Source organism: Manganibacter manganicus (assembly GCF_002075885.1).
GTDB classification, from domain to species: Bacteria; Pseudomonadota; Alphaproteobacteria; order Rhizobiales; family Rhizobiaceae; genus Mesorhizobium; species Mesorhizobium manganicum.
This window is the reverse complement of record NZ_MDET01000004.1, coordinates 94,251-112,449: the sequence shown is the minus strand read 5'-3', so window position 1 is coordinate 112,449 and position 18,199 is coordinate 94,251. Positions and strand designations below refer to the sequence as shown.

At 63.0% G+C, this 18,199-nt stretch carries 17 protein-coding genes; 10 read left to right on the top strand and 7 right to left on the bottom strand.

Features of this window, described 5'->3' with window-relative positions; genetic code table 11:
- The first annotated feature begins 10 nt into the window (after positions 1-10).
- From BFN67_RS23870 to BFN67_RS04160, 3 genes are all read left to right on the top strand, one after another.
- Positions 11-343, top strand: a complete 333-nt coding sequence (locus tag BFN67_RS23870) for a hypothetical protein (protein WP_139789023.1) — start codon at positions 11-13, stop codon at positions 341-343.
- Between the two features lie 97 nt (positions 344-440).
- Positions 441-2,105 (top strand): Na/Pi cotransporter family protein, encoded by a 1,665-nt coding sequence (locus tag BFN67_RS04165; RefSeq protein ID WP_080918346.1) that lies wholly within the window; start codon positions 441-443, stop codon positions 2,103-2,105.
- Between the two features lie 41 nt (positions 2,106-2,146).
- Positions 2,147-2,662 (top strand): DUF1801 domain-containing protein, encoded by a 516-nt coding sequence (locus BFN67_RS04160; RefSeq protein WP_080918344.1) that lies wholly within the window; start codon positions 2,147-2,149, stop codon positions 2,660-2,662.
- 24 nt (positions 2,663-2,686) lie between these two features.
- Here BFN67_RS04160 and BFN67_RS04155 read toward each other — a convergent pair whose 3' ends face one another.
- Positions 2,687-3,136: a GatB/YqeY domain-containing protein gene (locus BFN67_RS04155; protein WP_080918343.1), complete on the bottom strand. Its 450-nt coding sequence runs from the start codon at positions 3,134-3,136 to the stop codon at positions 2,687-2,689.
- A gap of 218 nt (positions 3,137-3,354) precedes the next feature.
- Here BFN67_RS04155 and carA point away from each other — a divergent pair, with 218 nt between their 5' ends.
- Positions 3,355-4,557 carry a glutamine-hydrolyzing carbamoyl-phosphate synthase small subunit gene (gene carA, locus BFN67_RS04150; RefSeq protein WP_080918342.1) on the top strand — a complete coding sequence of 401 codons (1,203 nt, stop codon included), beginning with the start codon at positions 3,355-3,357 and terminating at the stop codon, positions 4,555-4,557.
- A 120-nt stretch (positions 4,558-4,677) separates the two neighbouring features.
- Here the strand turns inward: carA and BFN67_RS04145 are convergent, their stop codons facing one another.
- Together BFN67_RS04145 and BFN67_RS04140 are read right to left on the bottom strand one after the other, a co-directional pair.
- Complete coding sequence (locus tag BFN67_RS04145) at positions 4,678-5,928, bottom strand: TCR/Tet family MFS transporter (protein ID WP_080918341.1); 1,251 nt, start codon at positions 5,926-5,928, stop codon at positions 4,678-4,680.
- A 127-nt stretch (positions 5,929-6,055) separates the two neighbouring features.
- On the bottom strand, positions 6,056-6,958 hold the full coding sequence (locus BFN67_RS04140; protein WP_080918340.1) for a LysR family transcriptional regulator: 903 nt from the start codon (positions 6,956-6,958) through the stop codon (positions 6,056-6,058).
- Between the two features lie 90 nt (positions 6,959-7,048).
- Here BFN67_RS04140 and BFN67_RS04135 point away from each other — a divergent pair, with 90 nt between their 5' ends.
- Complete coding sequence (locus BFN67_RS04135) at positions 7,049-7,618, top strand: NAD(P)H-dependent oxidoreductase (RefSeq protein WP_080918339.1); 570 nt, start codon at positions 7,049-7,051, stop codon at positions 7,616-7,618.
- Positions 7,619-7,632: 14 nt separating this feature from the next.
- Here the strand turns inward: BFN67_RS04135 and ypfJ are convergent, their stop codons facing one another.
- From ypfJ to mntR, 3 genes are all read right to left on the bottom strand, one after another.
- A complete protein-coding gene (gene ypfJ / locus BFN67_RS04130; protein ID WP_080918338.1) occupies positions 7,633-8,547 on the bottom strand; it encodes a KPN_02809 family neutral zinc metallopeptidase in 915 nt (304 codons plus the stop codon).
- A gap of 163 nt (positions 8,548-8,710) precedes the next feature.
- Entirely contained in the window at positions 8,711-8,899 is a 189-nt protein-coding gene (locus BFN67_RS04125; protein WP_080918337.1) for a hypothetical protein, read from the bottom strand.
- Between the two features lie 93 nt (positions 8,900-8,992).
- Positions 8,993-9,442, bottom strand: a complete 450-nt coding sequence (gene mntR / locus BFN67_RS04120; protein WP_080918404.1) for a manganese-binding transcriptional regulator MntR — start codon at positions 9,440-9,442, stop codon at positions 8,993-8,995.
- A gap of 215 nt (positions 9,443-9,657) precedes the next feature.
- On the opposite strand from mntR, the gene BFN67_RS04115 reads away from it, so the two are divergent.
- The 3 genes from BFN67_RS04115 to BFN67_RS04105 all read left to right on the top strand — a co-directional run bounded on the left by BFN67_RS04115 (position 9,658) and on the right by BFN67_RS04105 (position 12,684).
- Positions 9,658-11,022 (top strand): Nramp family divalent metal transporter, encoded by a 1,365-nt coding sequence (locus BFN67_RS04115; RefSeq protein WP_080918336.1) that lies wholly within the window; start codon positions 9,658-9,660, stop codon positions 11,020-11,022.
- 50 nt (positions 11,023-11,072) lie between these two features.
- A complete protein-coding gene (locus tag BFN67_RS04110; protein WP_080918335.1) occupies positions 11,073-11,906 on the top strand; it encodes a protein-L-isoaspartate O-methyltransferase family protein in 834 nt (277 codons plus the stop codon).
- A 91-nt stretch (positions 11,907-11,997) separates the two neighbouring features.
- Positions 11,998-12,684 carry a dihydrofolate reductase family protein gene (locus tag BFN67_RS04105; protein ID WP_080918334.1) on the top strand — a complete coding sequence of 229 codons (687 nt, stop codon included), beginning with the start codon at positions 11,998-12,000 and terminating at the stop codon, positions 12,682-12,684.
- 63 nt (positions 12,685-12,747) lie between these two features.
- Here the strand turns inward: BFN67_RS04105 and BFN67_RS04100 are convergent, their stop codons facing one another.
- Entirely contained in the window at positions 12,748-13,923 is a 1,176-nt protein-coding gene (locus tag BFN67_RS04100; protein ID WP_080918333.1) for an MFS transporter, read from the bottom strand.
- Positions 13,924-14,119: 196 nt separating this feature from the next.
- Here BFN67_RS04100 and BFN67_RS04095 point away from each other — a divergent pair, with 196 nt between their 5' ends.
- A complete protein-coding gene (locus BFN67_RS04095; protein ID WP_080918403.1) occupies positions 14,120-14,458 on the top strand; it encodes an ArsR/SmtB family transcription factor in 339 nt (112 codons plus the stop codon).
- A 235-nt stretch (positions 14,459-14,693) separates the two neighbouring features.
- On the top strand, positions 14,694-18,194 hold the full coding sequence (gene carB / locus BFN67_RS04090; RefSeq protein WP_080918402.1) for a carbamoyl-phosphate synthase large subunit: 3,501 nt from the start codon (positions 14,694-14,696) through the stop codon (positions 18,192-18,194).
- Positions 18,195-18,199: the final 5 nt, after the last annotated feature.

The window sequence follows — 18,199 nt, the reverse complement described above, 5'->3', positions numbered from 1 at the left end:
ATGGTTTCAAATGTTTGCCGGTATTGTTTTAGAGACTGCCCACATTCCCCAGCACCAATCGCGTAAGGCTGGAGGCTGGTTCGCAGCCTGTGCGCGCCTGTCCCGCCATGCTCCGCCGGAAGCGACAAAACAATGCAATTTTCGAATTCCAACGGTAGCGCCGGCTAAAAGCCTGCGCCCATGGCGTACACCACCGGAAGAACCTTCAAATGTTGAAATTTATGCAATCATTACCTTGACTTATACGATTTCAGGCCCACTTGCAGAGTTTGTGGAAAAGGCGTATCCGCAGCCGCTCAGTCGCAATTTTTCCATGCATGGAAAAATTAACCGGCTAATATGATTGCGATTCAAGGAGATTCCGTGCCCGTCAACCGTCAAAAGCTTACATGCGACATGGCAAGTCTGCCGTGGCTGCGCGGTATTGCCGAGGTCCGGACATGAGCGGGTCCGTGGTTCTCCTGCATCTGGCCGGCGCGGTGGCGCTGATGCTGTTTGCCACCCGCATGGTCAAGACCGGGGTCGAGCGCGCCTATGGCGACGTGTTGCGCCACCGGCTTCGCGACACCATGCGCAACCCGATCATGGCGGTTCTGGCCGGCACGGGTCTGGCGATAGCGCTGCAAAGCTCCACCGCCGTCACGCTTCTGGTCGGTTCTTTCGCCGGTTCCGGCATCGTTTCCGGTGCCGCCGGCCAATTGGCCGTACGTGGCGCCGAAATCGGCTCGGCCATCGTCACCAAACTGCTGACCTTCGACCTCACCTTGCTGGTGCCGCTCTGCCTGATCGCCGGCACCATCATGTTCATGGCAACCGAACGGCGCGACTGGCGCCAGATCGGCCGCATCCTCGTCGGCATCGGCCTGCTGATTCTTTCCCTGGAGATGATCGGCCAAGCTTCCGAGCCGCTGCGCGACAGCCAGTTGATGCCGGTCATTATCGATTATTTCTCCGGCGACCCGATCACCGCCTTCCTGATCGCGGCGCTGATTACCTGGCTGTTCCAGTCATCCATCGCAGCCGTCCTGCTGATGGCGACACTGGCCGGGCGCGGGCTCATCACCCCGGAACTCGGCGTGGTGCTGGTTCTGGGCGTCAATCTCGGCTCGTCCGTCATCGCGCCGATGCTGACACGCGGGGCAGATGCGGCGGTGCGGGTCGTGCCGGTCGGCAATCTGTTGATGCGCGGCATGGGCTCGATCGTCATGCTTGTCTTGTTCATGGTCTTCCGGCCGCATATCGGCTTTCTCGGCGCTACAGCATCGGACCAGATCGTCAACGCTCATATCCTGTTCAATGTCATCATCCTGATCGCTGGCCTGCCGCTGGCCGGTGTCGTCTACAAGGCGTCAGAAAAGATCGTGGCGCTGGGCACCAGGCCGGAACCCGCCGAATCTCTGCAGGCGGTCGAACTTTCGGCACTCAACGAGGCAGCGCTCGACAATCCCGCCCAGGCGCTCGCCAACGCCACCCGCGAAGTGGTGCGCGTATGCGAGACGGTCGAGATCATGCTCAAGCGCATCATCGAGCTTTACGAGGATGCCGACGCGGAGAAGATCAAGGCGCTCGCCGCCCTCGACGACCGGGTGGACCGCCGGCATGCCGCCATCAAGATCTATCTCGCCAAGGTCACGCGCAATGTCATGACCGAGGACGAGGCGCTGCGTTGCCAGGAACTGATCGGCGCCTGCGTCAAGCTGGAACAGGTCGGCGACATCATCGTGCGCAACATGCTGGTGCATGTGAAGAAGAAACTCGACCAAGGACTTGAGTTCACGCCGGAAGGCTGGCGCGACCTGTCGGCCTTTCACGCCTCGGTGCTGGCCAATGCGCGGCTTGCCTTCAACGTGCTGGTGTCACGCGACCCGGCCGCCGCCCGCGAACTCGTGCTTGAAAAGGACCTCCTGCGCGACCGCGAGAAGGAGGCCAGCCACAGCCATTTCCTGCGGCTGCGCGACGGGACGTCGAAATCGATCGAGACCAGTTCGATCCATCTCGACACGATCCGCGACCTGAAGCAGGTCAACTCATTGCTGACCTCGATGGCCTATCCGGTTCTGGAGGAACGCGGCCTGCTGCGCGGCTCGCGGCTCAAGGCAGGCTGACCGGCTTGCGAAGCTCCGCCGGAGCAGCCACTATTCAAGCCATGTCTGAAAATATTGCCGTTGAACGTCCGGCAAAGATAGCAAGCGGGAACGCTGTGAAGAGCGCGCGAAACACGGCCAATTCAAAACCCCCGGAACAGGCTGGAGCGGCCAGCGAGCCCGTTCTGCTCTCAGGCGGCAATCCCCAGATCGCAAAAGGCTATGGCGATGCGCCTGTGCAGGCCTATATCGCCGCCATGCCGGGCTGGAAAAGGTCAGTCGGCGAGCGTCTGGACGCACTGATCGCCCACACTGTTCCAAACGTAAGCAAGGCCGTGAAGTGGAACTCGCCCTTTTACGGGCTTGATGGCCAAGGCTGGTTTCTCAGCTTTCACTGCTTCGACAAATACATCAAGGTAGCGTTCTTTCGCGGCGCCAGCCTGGACCCGCCACCGCCCGTCGCCTCCAAACAGCCGGAGGTGCGCTATCTCCATATCCAGCAGGGCGCAGAGATCGACGAGGCCGAATTTGCCCGCTGGGTGAAGCAGGCCAGCCAGTTGCCGGGCGAGAAAATGTAACACATGCGGGCCGGACTGGGATTCCTAGCCCAGCAGGCCCTTCACGACGCCGCTCGCTTTGCCGAAGTCCATCTCGCCGGCATGTTTTTCACGCAAAGCCGCCATCACCTTGCCCATGTCCCTGATGCTGGCCGCCCCCGTCTCGGCAATGACGGCGCGGATCGCCGCTTCGGCCTCGGCCGGTTCCATCTGCCTGGGCAGGAATTCGCGGATCGTCACGATCTCCTGGCGTTCCTTGGCCGCAAGTTCCGGCCGCCCGCCGTCCTCGAACGCCTTGGCCGATTCCTCGCGCTGTTTCACCATCTTGGCCAGCAACTGCACGATTTCGTCATCGGTGGCCGCTTCCTTTCCGGCGCCGCGATTGGCGATATCGCGGTCCTTGATCGCCGCCTGGATCAACCGGAGCGTCGAAAGGCGCGGCTTGTCGCCTGCCTTCATCGCGGTCTTGACTTGATCGGCAAATTTCTCGCGCATACCCGTGCTCCTGCTTGAATTCCGGCCGATAAATATCCTCTGAGCCCATCTACGGCAATTGACCATCGCCCGGCCATCCCCTATGTGCAGGCCTTGCATGCATTGAGTTCAGATCGTGCGCGGAGGCAGCGATTTCGCCGCACCGTGCCTTTTGCTGCGCAAACGCCACCGCATGCGGAACAACGCGTAGCTCGCGCTATGCAATATGGAGAGCCGCCATGGCCACGACCGCCCCCTGGTCCATCGAAAAGCCCACCGCCGTTCTGGTTCTGGCCGACGGTACCGTGGTCGAGGGACGCGGGCTTGGCGCAACCGGATCGGCTGTCGCCGAAGTGTGTTTCAACACGGCACTCACCGGCTATGAGGAAATCCTCACCGACCCCTCTTATTCCGGCCAGATCGTCACCTTCACCTTCCCGCATATCGGCAATATCGGCGCCAATGACGAAGACATCGAAGACCTCCACCCGGCCGCCCGCGCCGGTGCGGTGGGCGCCATTTTCAAGGCCGATGTCACCGACCCGTCCAGCTACCGCGCCAGTGAGCATCTCGACCACTGGCTGAAAAGCCGTGGTATCGTGGCGCTCTGCGGCATCGACACGCGCGCGCTGACCGCGCTGATCCGCGAAAAGGGATTGGCCAACGCCGTCATCGCCCATGCGCCGGACGGCAGGTTCGACATTGCCGATCTGAAGCGGCAGGCGGCGGAGTGGCCGGGTCTGGTCGACCTCGATCTCGCCAAGGACGTCACCTCCGGTCAGTCCTCGGTGTGGAAGGAAAAGCCCTGGGTGTGGAACGAAGGTTATCGCGAGCAGGACGAACCCACCATGCACGTCGTCGCCGTCGATTATGGCGTCAAACGCAACATATTGCGCCTGCTGGCCGGGCTAGGCGCCAAGGTCACGGTGGTGCCGGCCAAGACCAGTGCGGAAGACATCCTGGCCATGAAGCCGAATGGCGTCTTCCTGTCCAATGGCCCCGGCGATCCGGCCGCCACCGGCGAATATGCCGTGCCGGTGATCCGCGACCTGCTCAAGACCGAACTGCCGATCTTCGGCATCTGCCTCGGCCACCAGATGCTGGCGCTGGCCGTCGGCGGCAAGACGATGAAGATGCACCAGGGCCACCATGGCGCCAACCATCCGGTGAAGGACCACACCACCGGCAAGGTCGAGATCGTGTCGATGAACCACGGCTTCGCGGTGGACGCGAAATCGCTTCCGCAAGGGATTGAGGAGACTCATGTTTCTCTGTTCGACGGCTCGAATTGCGGCATCGCCATCACCGGCAAGCCGGTGTTTTCCGTGCAGCATCATCCCGAAGCCTCGCCCGGCCCGCAGGATTCGCACTACCTCTTCCGTCGCTTCGTCAATTTGATCCGCGAGCGTAAAGGCGAGCCGGCACTAGCTGAGCGGGCGTAGAGCATCGGACCGAAAAGTGGAACCCGGTTTTCGGGTTATTCCGATGCTCCATCAAAGTGTCAGAGCGTCCTTTGTGCGTTCAATTGAACGCACGGCGCTCTAACAGAGCGGCTCCGTCTCTTACGCCTCCTGCGCGACCGATGGCGGCTCGTCCTTGGCCGAACGCTTCACCTTGGCCACGAACACGCCGAGCGCCAGCGCCAGGAAGACGCCGCCCAGCACATAGGGCGCGCCGGCAAACACCACCGGCGCATCGGGCGCGGTAAACCAGGCGAAGACATTAGTATAAAGCAGCGGCGTGATGATCGAGGTGATCGAAAACACGCTGGTCATCGCGCCCTGCAATTCGCCCTGCGCCGAAGGCGGCACCTTGGCGGCGGCAAGGCTCCTGAGCGGCGGATCGGCCAGCGATTCCAGGCAAGTCGCGGCAATCACCACATAGACCATCCAGCCCTGCGAGGCGAACGCGAAACCGAAGGCGCCGGCGACCGTAAAGGCCAGGCCGATGACCACGGTGCGCCATTCACCCAGCCTGGGAATGATGCGCGGCAGGACCAGCCCCATCACGACCGCGCTGCCGAGGCCATAGGCACCCAGCGAAAGGCCGATCGCGGTCTGGTCCCAGCCATAGCGATAGGCGCCGACAAACGCCCAGACGGCCGGGTACATCATGTGGCCGAGCGTCATCAGGAAGAACACCAGCCCGATCCAGCCAATGCCGGGATAGTTGCGCATCTGCCTGAGCGCGCCGAGCGGATTGGCGCGTCGCCAGTCGAATCGGCGGCGATGCTGCTGCGCCAGCGTCTCCGGCAAAAGGAAGCAACCGACGAGGAAATTGCAGAAGGCCAGCCCCGCCGCGAAATAGAACGGCACGCGCGGCCCGAACTCACCCAGCAGGCCGCCGAGCACCGGGCCGATAATGAAGCCGACGCCGAAGGCGATGCCGATCAGGCCGAAATTCCTTGCCCGGTTCTCGTCCGTGCTGACATCGGCGATCAGGGCGGACGCCGTCGAATAGGACGCGCCGCTGATACCCGCCAGCACGCGGCCGATGAACAGCATCGGATAGGACCAGGCGATGGCGCAGATCAGATTGTCGATGGCGAAGGTGAAGACCGAGGCAAGCAGGATCGGCCTTCGCCCGAAACGGTCGGACAGATTGCCGATCAGCGGCGCGAACAGGAACTGCATGGCAGCATAGGCGAAGAACAGCCAGCCGCCCTCTATGGCCGCCTGGCTGACGCCGACGCCAGAAAGCTCCTCAAGATAGGCCGGCAGCACAGGCATGATGATGCCGAAACCGATAATGTCGAGCAGCAGCGTCGTGAAAACGAGCGCGAGTCCGCGCCTTGCGATAGCAGCGTCGATCATGGCGAATTGTCCTACCCGTGGCCGCCGACACCAGCGGGACGTCCTTATAGGGGAAGACATTCCGCAGAACAATCGCGGAACAGATCAAAAATCTTCATGCTGACAGGTGCTGCCAGGAATGGATCGTTCACTCACCGGACGACAAAAGCGCCCGCAGGTTCCCGGCGACATGCTGGACACCGGCATCACGGTCGCGCCTCGCGTGCCAGGCCAGATGCAGCGGAAACCCCTCCACAGCGATGGGCGGCTCGAACACGGCAAAGCGGCCGGCAGCGTCCGCCGGAATGCAGCGGCTGGGCAAAAGCGCGATCAGGTCGGATGCTTCGAGCAGCGGCGGCACGATAAGAAAGCTTGGCACGACCATGCCGACCCGCCGCGCGCGGCCAAGCACCGCGAGCGCCTCATCCAGCGCACCCCGGATCTGGCCGCGCCCCGATACCAGCACATGCGGAAAGGCAAGCCAGCTTTCGAGGTCGAAGTCGGCCGCCGCCGGATGGTTCCTGCGCATGGCGACTACATAGGTTTCATGCAGCAAGGTTTCCCGCCGAAACACCTCGCCGGGGTCTGGAAAAACCGAAACCGCAAGATCGGCCTCGCCTTTCTCCAGCGCCTCCTGCGCGGCCGCCGCGCCCACCCATGGTACAATGACGAGATCGATACCGGGCGCGGTCTGCGCCAGATGGCGGTGCATGGGGCCGGCAATCACCGCCGCGGGAAAATCCGACATGACGATGCGCACCGTCTGGCGAAGATCGGCAAGATCTATTACCGGCGGGTCGAGCAGTTTCACCGTATCGGCAAGCAATGTCTTCAAGGGGCCGCGTAACGCCTCTGCTTTCGGCGTCAGCCGCATGACGCCACGGCCACGCAGCAGCAGCGGATCGCCGAACAGGTGCCGGCAGCGTTCCAGCGCACTCGACGCCGCCGGTTGCGACAAAGCGAGCCGCTCGGCCGCGCGCGAGACATGCGCCTCATCAAGCAGCACGTCGAGCACCACCAGCAGGTTGAGATCGATCAACCTTAAATTCATGAAATCTATAATATCATATATCAACTATCGATTGTGATAATTTCATCGGCGCGCGCATGCTCGGGCATTCCAACCAAGGAGACATCCGCCATGAAGACCCTGATCCTTTCGTTCCATCCCGAGCCGCGGCACTCCGTCACCAACGCCGCGCTTGCGAGGGCCGCGAACGCGCTCGACGGCGTCGAGGTCATCGACATGCAGACGCTCTATCCCAGCGGCCATATCGACATGTTCACCGACGGCGCTGTCGAAGCCGAACGGTTGCTGTCGGCTGACCACATCGTGCTGCAATTCCCGGTGCAGTGGTACTCCGTCCCGACGCTCATGAAAGCCTGGATGGATGCCGTGCTGACCCGTATGTTCTACCTATTTCACGAAACCGAGGGCGCCCACCTCGAAGGCACGCCGGTCATGCTCGCGGCCACCGCCGGCAACGTGCCGGAAGCCTACACGCCGAAGGGACAGAACCTGATCCCGCTGGTCAATCTTCTCAACCCGCTGCGCGCCATGGCCTATCGCTGCAAGCTGCGATGGGAGGAGCCGTTTCTCGTCTATCGCGCCGGCAAACTCAGCGAGGCGGAACTGGCCGAAGCCGCGACCCGCTACGCCGAAACCTTGCGCGCATGGGCGGCAAGGCCGGTTGAGGCGCTGGCTGCATAGCAGCTAAAGCGACCTCAGAGCGGGTTGTTGAAGGTATCGCAATCGGAAAGCTTGCCGCTCTTGAAACCGGCGGCAAACCATTTCTGCCGCTGCGCCGATGTGCCATGGTTGAAGCTTTCCGGCACGACATAGCCTTGCGTCTTTCTTTGCAACGTATCGTCGCCGATCTGCTGGGCCGCATTCAGTGCCTCCTCGGCGTCGCCCTGCTCCAGAATGCCTTTCTGGGCAGTGTAGTGGCCCCACACCCCTGCGAAACAGTCGGCCTGCAATTCCACCTGCATCGACATATGGTTGGCGTCGGCCTGGCTCATCGACTGGCGCACCTGGTTGAACTTGGGCAGCACGCCGATCAGGTTCTGCACATGATGGCCGACCTCATGCGCGACGACATAGGCCTGCGCGAAATCGCCCGACGCGCCGAACTGCTGCGAAAGCTGCTGGAAGAAATCCATATCGAGATAGACCTTGTGGTCGTTCGGGCAATAGAACGGCCCGGACGCCGCGCTTGCAAAACCGCAGGCGGAGCGAATCTGGCCCGAAAACAGCACCAGCTTGGGGTCCTCATAGGTCATGCCGCTGGCCTTGAAGATACCGCTCCACACATCCTCGGTCTCGGCCAGAACCGTGGCCACGAACTGCTTCATCTCGTCATTGGCCGGCGCGCCATTGCCCTGGCTGCTGTCCTCGGTGATCTGGCCGCCTCCATCGCCCAGCATGCCCCCACCACCCAGAACCTGCATCGGGTCGATGCCGATCGCCTTCAGGACGAAGAACAGGACGACCAGGATGACGATGCCGGAAATGCCGCCGCCACCCATCCTGCCGCCGATCGGGATGCGGAACTGGCCCCGGCCGCCACCGAATCCACCGCCACCCTGGCCGCGCTGATCCTGAATGTTGTCACTCTGACGACGGCCTTTCCAGAGCATGGCGAATCCTCGTGCTTTCCTGCAATGCGCGCGAGCAGGATGGCGCCGCGCGGGCACCTGACAATTAACCTAATGGTTGCAGCGAGTCATCGGCATTTTTCATGGCTCGACGAAACCCGCCGCTCGAGAGCGGCGGTCGCCAGTGTGAAATGCCGATATGGTTTCAATCGCGCTGTTTGGCCCCGGCACTCTTGCCGTCGGAGCTTTTCGACAATTGCTCGAAACGCGCCGCCCCCTTTTTCAAGGGCTTGCCGGTTTCCGCCTCGGTCTTGCGTTCATTTTTCGCCGCTGCTGCCTTGAGTCCCTTGGCCGCCGCCTTACCTTTTACCGTTGGTGCCTGTTTGACGCCCATGACCTTTTCTCCCGAAGATCGCCCGCATGGCGCGGAGCAAGGCCGCAACGCCGCCGCCGCGACATGGTTCCCGGATGGGTGAGAGGCTGGGCTTTATTCCGCCATCGCCCGACGAAACGCCTCCAGCGTCTCGGCGCTGACATGGTGCTCGATGCCCTCGGCGTCGATGCGCGCCGTCTCGGCGCTGACGCCGAGTGAACGCAGGAAGGCTTCGACCGTCTGATGGCGGTCGCGGCTCTCACGCGCCATCTTGCGGCCTGCATCGGTCAGGAACACGCCGCGATAGGGTTTTCGCGACACCAGCCCATCCGCCGCCAGCCGGGCCAGCATCTTGGCCACCGTGGGCTGGGCGACGCCGAGCCTCGCCGCGATATCCACCTGCCGCGCCTCGTTGCCGTCCTCGATCAGATCGGCGATCAGTTCGACATAATCCTCCACCAGCGCGCTGCGCTGCGCCTCGCGCGTCTGCCTGAAACCCTGCGAATGCACATCGGCATCCGGCAGTGGTTCGTCACGCAAAATCGAGCGGTTTTTCGGTGCCACTACGCCCTTCTCCCCAAAATCGACCGCTTCCAGCGCGGCGAGTTTGAATCGCCGTGACACCTTATAGCACAGGCTTCGATTTTTCCGCCCGCTTTATGTTCCCTGTATTTCACACACCTTCATGCAAAGCTTACACAATGAAATATAGCCTATTGCATAATGTTGAGCCTTGGCATAAATAGCGACACGAAGCCATCTTCCAGCAGGAAATATCCATGCCAGAAGCCGAAGCCACATTGTCCGTTCGCCCCGCACGGCATTTTCTGCAGCATGAGAATGGCGAACGGCCGAGCCTGTCGGAAGTGCATGCCACCATCGCCGTGCCCACCACCGGAAGCTGGCTGAGGCGGCTGTTCGCCTTCATGGGGCCGGGCTACATGATCTCGGTCGGCTATATGGACCCCGGCAATTGGGCCACCGACCTCGCCGGCGGCGCACAGTTCGGCTACACGCTTTTGTTCGTCATCATGCTCTCCAACCTGATGGCAATTCTGTTGCAGGCGCTGTCTGCCCGGCTCGGCATCGCCACCGGCCGCGATCTGGCGCAAGCCTGCCGCGCCTACTACCCGCGCCCGGTCAATTACCTTCTGTGGTTTGCCTGCGAACTTGCCATCATCGCCTGCGACCTCGCCGAAGTGATCGGCACGGCCATCGCGCTCAATCTGCTATTCGGCATTCCGCTGATCGGCGGCGCTCTGCTCACCGCGCTCGACGCCTTCCTCGTGCTGCTGCTGATGAACAAGGGGTTTCGCTATCTCGAAGCCTTCGTCATCGCGCTGCTCATCATCATTTTCGGCTGTTTCGCCATCCAGGTCTTCGCCGCCGCCCCGCCGCCCGGCACCATCCTGCATTCTATGTTCGTGCCCTCTTCGCAGATCGTCACCAACCCGGCCATGCTCTACATCGCCATCGGCATTATCGGTGCGACGGTGATGCCGCATAATCTCTACCTGCATTCCTCCATCGTGCAGACCCGCGCCTATGAACGCACCGACGCCGGCAAGCGCGAGGCGATCAAATGGGCGACCACCGATTCCACCATCGCCCTGATCCTGGCGCTGTTCGTCAACGCCTCCATCCTGATCGTCGCCGCCGCCGCCTTCCACGGCACAGGCCATGAGGATGTCGCCGAAATCGGTCAGGCCTACGAACTGCTTTCGCCGCTGCTCGGCCTCGGCATCGCTTCAGTTCTGTTCGCTGTCGCCCTGCTGGCGTCGGGCCTCAACTCGACGGTGACGGCAACGCTCGCCGGCCAGATCGTTATGGAAGGCTTCCTGCACCTGCGCATGCCGCAATGGGCGCGACGTCTTCTCACGCGCGGCCTCGCCATCATTCCGGTGGTGGTGGTGACGGCAATCTACGGCGAAAAGGGCACCGCCGAATTGCTGGTCTTCAGCCAGGTGATCCTGTCGATGCAACTGCCCTTCGCGGTCGTTCCGCTGGTGATGTTCGTCTCCGACAGGAAGAAGATGGGCAGTTTCGCCATCTCGCGTGGCATCGTCGTGCTGGCATGGGTCGTCGCCCTGCTGATCCTCGTCCTCAATTTCAAGCTGCTCTACGACACCATTCTCGGCTTCTGATCCGCCAATCGGGCGAGACAAAAGCCGCCGCCGCACTATTTTCATGTCCCATGAGCACTCCTGCCGAAGCCCGTCGCGCTTACGCAAAACATTTGGCCGCGCTGGTCGGGCTGCCCGATCCGCGGATCGATGAGGCCTTCGCCACCGTACCGCGTGAAGCTTTCCTCGGCCCCGGTCCATGGACATTGATTGAAGACGGCGGGTTTGTCGCCACACCGGACGCCGACCCCATCCACATCTACCGCAATGTTCTGGTGGTGCTGGAAGCCGAAAAGGGCATCAACAATGGCGAGCCGCTGCTGCATGCCATGTGGATGGCCCGCATCGCACCGCAACCGGGCGAAACGGTGATCCATATCGGCGCCGGCAGCGGCTACTACACCGCTTTGCTTTCCCTGCTGGTGACGCCCGGCGGCCATGTCGCGGCCTATGAAATCAATGCCGGTCTTGCCGCCCGTGCTCGCGCCAATCTGCACTCATACGCCAGCGTCAGCGTTATTCACGGCGATGCGACAACCGCCGCCCTTCCCCGCGCCGACATCGTCTATGTCAATGCTGGTGTCACGGCACCGCCGCCCGGCTGGCTGGAGGTGCTGAAACCGGGCGGTCGTCTCATTTTCCCGTGGCGGCCGGCGGAGCGAGTCGGGTTGGCCGTCGCCGTCACGCGCACCGCTTATGGCTATGCCTGCGATCCTTTCATGCCGTCATGGTTCATCGCCTGTATCGGTGCTTCCGCCACCACCGCTGCAAACCTGATCCCCTCGCCCGAACAGGCGGCGCGCAGCCGCTCGATCTGGCTTGCCTGCGAGCGGCCGCCTGACGACACCGCCACAGCGATCTTTCCTGACTTATGGTTCTCGGATTGCCCGATTCCGCATAGCTGACGTGAACTCTCTACAAATTTTGTCACGCCTGTCGGAAAGGCCGGCGCTGGCGCGTCCTTGCGGCATAACCATCGATCACGGGAGACTGAAAATGCGAAAGATCGTTGTCACAGCCTTTGTCAGCCTTGACGGCGTCATACAGGCACCCGGCGGACCGGATGAAGACACGACCGGCGGGTTCGAATATGGCGGCTGGACCACGCCCTATGGAGACGAAATGCTCGGCGCGGCCATTAACGAAGGCATGTCGAAACCGTTCGACCTGCTGCTTGGCCGCAACACCTACGACATCTTCGCGGCCCACTGGCCCTATATCGCAACCGACCCGTCAGCCGACAATTACGATGAAGGCGACGCGGGCATCGCCCGGCTGTTCAACGGCACGACCAAATATGTCGCCACACATGAGCCCGATACGCTGAACTGGCAAAACAGCAAATGGCTCGGCAAGGACGTGGCCGCCGCGCTGCGTGACCTGAAAAACGAGGATGGCCCGGTTCTCCAGATCTGGGGTTCGAGCAAACTGATCCAGCAATTGCTCACCGCCGACCTGATCGACGAGTTCCGGTTGCTGATCTATCCGGTGGCCTTCGGCAAGGGCAAGCGCCTGTTCGGCGACGGCACCATGCCTGCCGCCTTCAAGCTGGAAAGCTCGCAAGCCACCACCAGCGGCGTCATCCTCGCCAACTATAAGCGCGACGGCGAGATCAGAACCGGCTCCTACGCGCTTGCCGAACCAAGCAAGGCGGAACTCGAGCGGCGCAAGAAGCTGAAATAAGCGCAGACTTACAGGCAAAGGGCGGCAGCGGGCCGCCCTTTGCCTATACATAATCCCACTTGCCTATTCCGCAGGGATCGCCGCCGAGCGGGTCGACAGCCGCGAGACGGCCAGCACGCCCAGTGCGGCCAGCGAAAACAGCGCGCTGGCAATGCCAAGGTCCGCGGCCGTGCCGAATTTCAGCACCAGTCCGCCAACCACTGCGCCCAGCGCCACGCCGAAATAGAGCGCCGAACCGTTGAGCGAGAGCACCAAAGGCGCGGCCTCCGGCGCCAGCCGCACGATGCGGCTTGCTTGTGCCGGCGGGAACGCCCAGCCGACCACGCCCCAAAGCGCGGTCAGCGCAAACAGGGCGGGCGCCGCCAGCACATGCGGCAAAAGCGGCACCGCCGAATAGAGCGCAAGGATCACGGCGAGCAGCCCCAGCGTCCAGCCAACGGTGCGAGCCGCACCAAAACGGTCGGCGGCCTGTCCGCCTGCAATGTTGCCGATCACCGCGCCGACGCCGAAGGCCAGCAGCAGGCCGGGCAGCGCCATTTCGCCGAGACCGGCCGTTTCAGCCGCCAGCGGTGCGATATAGGAGAAGATGGTGAAGGCGCCGGTCAGGCACAAAAGCGTCGTCGCCAGCATTGGCCGCACGCCGGGTCGCATGGCGGCGGCAAGGCGCGTCCTCAGCGACAGGCGGGTACCGGAAAGGCCGCGCGGCAGCCGCCACGCCAGCACTGCGCCGGCAAGCGCGCCGAAAATGGCGATGGCATAGAACGTGCCGCGCCAGCCGGCGAATGCCGCCACCAGCGCGCCGAGCGGCGCACCGGCCGCAACCGCAACTGTGGTGCCGCCCACCACAACCGCAATGGCGCGCGCCCGATGATGCTCGTCGACCAGCGCAACGGCGGTCGCCTGCGCAGTCGCGGCAAACAAGCCAGACGACAGCGCCATGACGATGCGGGCCAGCATCAGCATGGCAAAGGAAGACGAAAGCGCGGCCACCACATTGCCGAGCACGAAGAAGCCCAGCGTCCACAGGATGACACGGCGGCGATCCCATTCGCCGGTCAGCGTGGCCAGCACAGGCGCGCCGATGGCATAGGCAAGGGCAAAGACGGTGATAAGGCTGCCGGCGAGCGGCAGCGAAATGCCGGCATCGGCCGCAATATCGGGAAGCAGGCTGGAAATGACGAAGCCTTCGGTCGAAATGGTGAAGGATCCGACCGCCAGCCAGATGAGGCGCTTGTCCATGGGATTATCCTTAGTTCAAAATCAATTGAACAATTGGATATAAGGTGGCGGCAAGTCAATGCGCCGGGAGATAAATAATCCATGGCTCCTGACAGGCTCGTGTCAGCACGGCTTGCGGTCCGGCAGGGTGATGCAATCTTGCCGCGAAAGCCGTAACGTTGAAATCGAGGGGAATTGTGCTTAATTCGTGGGCATCATGTTCCTTCCGCACCCCCATGCCGACCAGATCGCACTGCCCAATGTGCTCGCGGTGCTGGGCGATCCGACACGGCTCGCCATTGTCGCCGAGCTTGCCCGCAAGAACGGCGGGCCGGTCCCTTGCGGCCATTTCATGGATTTGTGCTCGTCGAAAACCAATCTGAGCTACCACCTTGCCAAGCTGCGCGAGGCCGGCATCACCCGCACCGAGGCGGTCGGCACCAGCCGCTTCACCACGCTGCGCCGCGAGGAACTCGACCGGCTGTTTCCCGGCCTGCTCGACAGTGTCATCGCAGCCGCCGGCAAACCGGCGCTGGCGACCGAACCCGTCCGCTGACCCGGCCCCGTGAGCGGCCCCTTGAGCGGCCCCTCGACCGGCTTTGCACAGGCGGGGCAAATTGCCCCTATTTTCGGGGTTACATCGCGCCGCATCCTCCCCTATAAGGCGCGCTTAGCCTGACACTTTGAAACTCCCTGTGCACCGGCCGGACCTCCGCCGCGCATTTTGCGCGAAATGGAGATACCGCGCGCCGGAATTTTGCGTAGGGCCAATGACGACGAACGGACCCGCCATGCCAAAACGCACCGATATCAAATCCATCCTGATCATCGGCGCCGGCCCCATCGTCATCGGCCAGGCCTGCGAGTTCGACTATTCCGGCACCCAGGCCTGCAAGGCGCTGCGCGAGGAAGGTTTTCGCGTCATCCTGGTCAATTCCAACCCGGCCACCATCATGACCGATCCGGAACTGGCCGACGCCACCTATATCGAGCCGATCACGCCGGAAGTCGTGGCCAAGATCATCGCCCGCGAACGCCCCGACGCGCTCCTGCCCACCATGGGCGGGCAGACGGCGCTCAACACCGCGCTGTCGCTGCGCCGCATGGGCGTGCTGGAACGCTATGGCGTCGAGATGATCGGCGCCGATGCCCAGGCGATCGACAAGGCCGAGGACCGGGCGCTGTTTCGCGAGGCGATGAAGAAGATCGGACTGGAGACGCCGAAGTCGATGCTGGCCAACGCCACCGACGTCAAGGACGCCGACCGCAAGACGCATGAGGCCGAGCGCGCCGCGCTGAAGGCTTCCGGCGCCTCCGACACCGAACTCGACGCGCTGGAGACACGGTGGAATCTCGGCGAAGGCGACCGCAAGCAGCGTTATGTGACGCATGCCATGGGCGTGGCGGCCACCGCGCTCGACATTGTCGGCCTGCCGACCATCATCCGCCCCTCCTTCACGTTGGGCGGCACCGGCGGCGGCATCGCCTTCAACCGCGAGGAATTCTTCGCCATCGTGCAGTCGGGCCTCGACGCCTCGCCGACCACCGAAGTGCTGATCGAGGAGAGCGTGCTCGGGTGGAAAGAATACGAGATGGAGGTGGTGCGCGACAAGGCCGACAATTGCATCATCGTCTGCGCCATCGAGAATGTCGATCCGATGGGCGTACACACCGGCGATTCGATCACCGTCGCGCCGGCGCTGACCTTGACCGACAAGGAATATCAGATCATGCGCAACGCGAGCATCGCGGTGCTGCGCGAGATCGGCGTCGAGACCGGCGGCTCCAATGTCCAGTTTGCCGTCAACCCGGCGGACGGCCGGCTCGTCGTCATCGAGATGAACCCGCGCGTATCGCGCTCGTCGGCGCTCGCCTCCAAGGCCACCGGCTTCCCGATCGCCAAGGTCGCTGCCAAGCTCGCTATCGGCTACACGATGGACGAGTTGGAGAACGATATTACCGGCGGCGCAACCCCCGCCTCCTTCGAGCCGTCGATCGACTATGTCGTGACCAAGATCCCCCGCTTCGCCTTCGAGAAGTTCCCCGGCGCCGGAACCACGCTGACCACGGCGATGAAGTCGGTCGGCGAGGTCATGGCCATCGGCCGCACTTTCCAGGAGAGCCTGCAAAAGGCGCTGCGCGGGCTGGAAACCGGCCTCAACGGCCTCGATGAGATCGAGATCCCCGGCATCGCGCCCGAGGGCGCGGACAAGTCCGACGACCGCAACGCCATCCGTGCTGCCCTCGGCACGCCGACGCCCGACCGGCTGCGCATGGTGGCGCAGGCGATCCGCATGGGTACCTCGCTCGAAGACGTGCACGCCATGTGCAAGATCGATCCGTGGTTCCTCGAGCAGATTGCCGGCATCGTCGCCATGGAAGGCCGCGTTCGCGAGCATGGCCTTCCCGGCGATGCAATCAACATGCGCATGCTCAAATCGATGGGTTTCTCCGATGCCCGCCTCGCCTCGCTCACCGGCGGCACCGCCAAGGAAGTGGCGCATCTGCGCAACGGGCTCGGCGTTCACCCGGTCTACAAGCGCATCGACACCTGCGCCGCCGAGTTCGCCTCCCCCACCGCTTATATGTATTCCACCTATGAAGTGCCCTTCGCCGGGGCGCTGGCTGACGAGGCGCAGGTCTCGGATCGTAAAAAGGTCGTCATCCTCGGCGGCGGCCCCAACCGCATCGGCCAGGGCATCGAGTTCGATTATTGCTGCTGCCATGCGGCCTTCGCGCTACGCGACGCCGGCTATGAAGCGATCATGATCAACTGCAATCCCGAGACGGTCTCGACCGACTACGATACCTCCGACCGGCTCTATTTCGAGCCGCTGACGGCCGAGGACGTGATCGAGATCCTGAAGATGGAGCAGACGCGCGGCGAACTCGTCGGCGTCATCGTGCAATTCGGTGGCCAGACGCCGCTGAAACTGGCCGAAGCGCTGGAGAAGAACGGCATCCCGATCCTCGGCACCTCGCCCGACATGATCGACCTTGCCGAAGACCGCGACCGCTTCCAGAAGCTGTTGCACAAGCTCGACCTCAGGCAGCCGAAGAACGGCATCGCCTATTCGGTCGAGCAGGCGCGCACCGTGGCCGGCGAACTGGGCTTCCCGCTGGTGGTGCGGCCTTCCTATGTGCTGGGCGGCCGCGCCATGCAGATCATCCATGACGAGGCCATGCTGCAAACCTATCTGCTCGACACCGTGCCCGGCCTGGTGCCGGAGGACATCAAGCAAAAGTATCCCAACGACAAGACCGGCCAGATCAACACGCTGCTCGGCAAGAACCCGCTTCTGTTCGACACCTACCTGACGGGCGCCGTCGAGATCGATGTCGACTGCCTGTGCGATGCGGCCCAAGGGGGCGAAAACGTCTTCGTGTCCGGCATCATGGAACATATCGAGGAGGCCGGCATCCATTCCGGCGACTCGGCCTGTTCGCTGCCGGTGCATTCGCTTGCCCCCGAAACCGTCGCGGAACTGGAGCGCCAGACCGCGGCCCTTGCCAGGGCGCTTCACGTCGGCGGCCTGATGAATGTGCAATATGCCATTCAGAACGGCACCATCTATGTGCTGGAGGTCAATCCGCGCGCTTCCCGCACCGTGCCCTTCGTGGCCAAGACGGTGGGCAAGCCGATTGCCAAGATCGCCGCGCGCATCATGGCCGGCGAGGCGCTCGACGACGCCTTTGCGCACTATGGTGCAAAGCCCGACCCGCGCAATCCCGGCCACATCGCCGTCAAGGAAGCGGTGTTCCCATTCGCCCGCTTCCCCGGCGTGGACACGCTGCTCGGGCCGGAAATGAAATCGACCGGCGAGGTGATGGGGCTGGACCGCGACTATGCCATGGCCTTCGCCAAGAGCCAGTTGGGCGCCGGCATCGACCTGCCACGCTCCGGCACACTGTTCGTCTCGGTGCGCGACGAGGACAAGGCCGGTATATTGCCCGCCGTGAAGCGCCTTGCCGAACAGGGTTTCAAGGTTCTGGCGACATCGGGCACTGCTCGCTTCCTCGGCGAAAACGGCATCGAGGCGGAAAAGATCAACAAGGTGCTGGAAGGGCGTCCGCATATCGAGGACGCCATCCGCAACCGCCAGGTGCAGATCGTCTTCAACACCACGGACGGCCAGAAGGCGCTGTCGGACTCCAAATCGCTGCGCCGCGCGACACTGATGCAGAAAGTGCCCTATTACACGACGCTTGCCGGCGCCGCCGCCGTAGCGGAAGCGATTGCGGCACTGCGCGCGGGGAGCCTGGAGGTACGGCCGCTGCAGGCATATTTCTGAAAGCT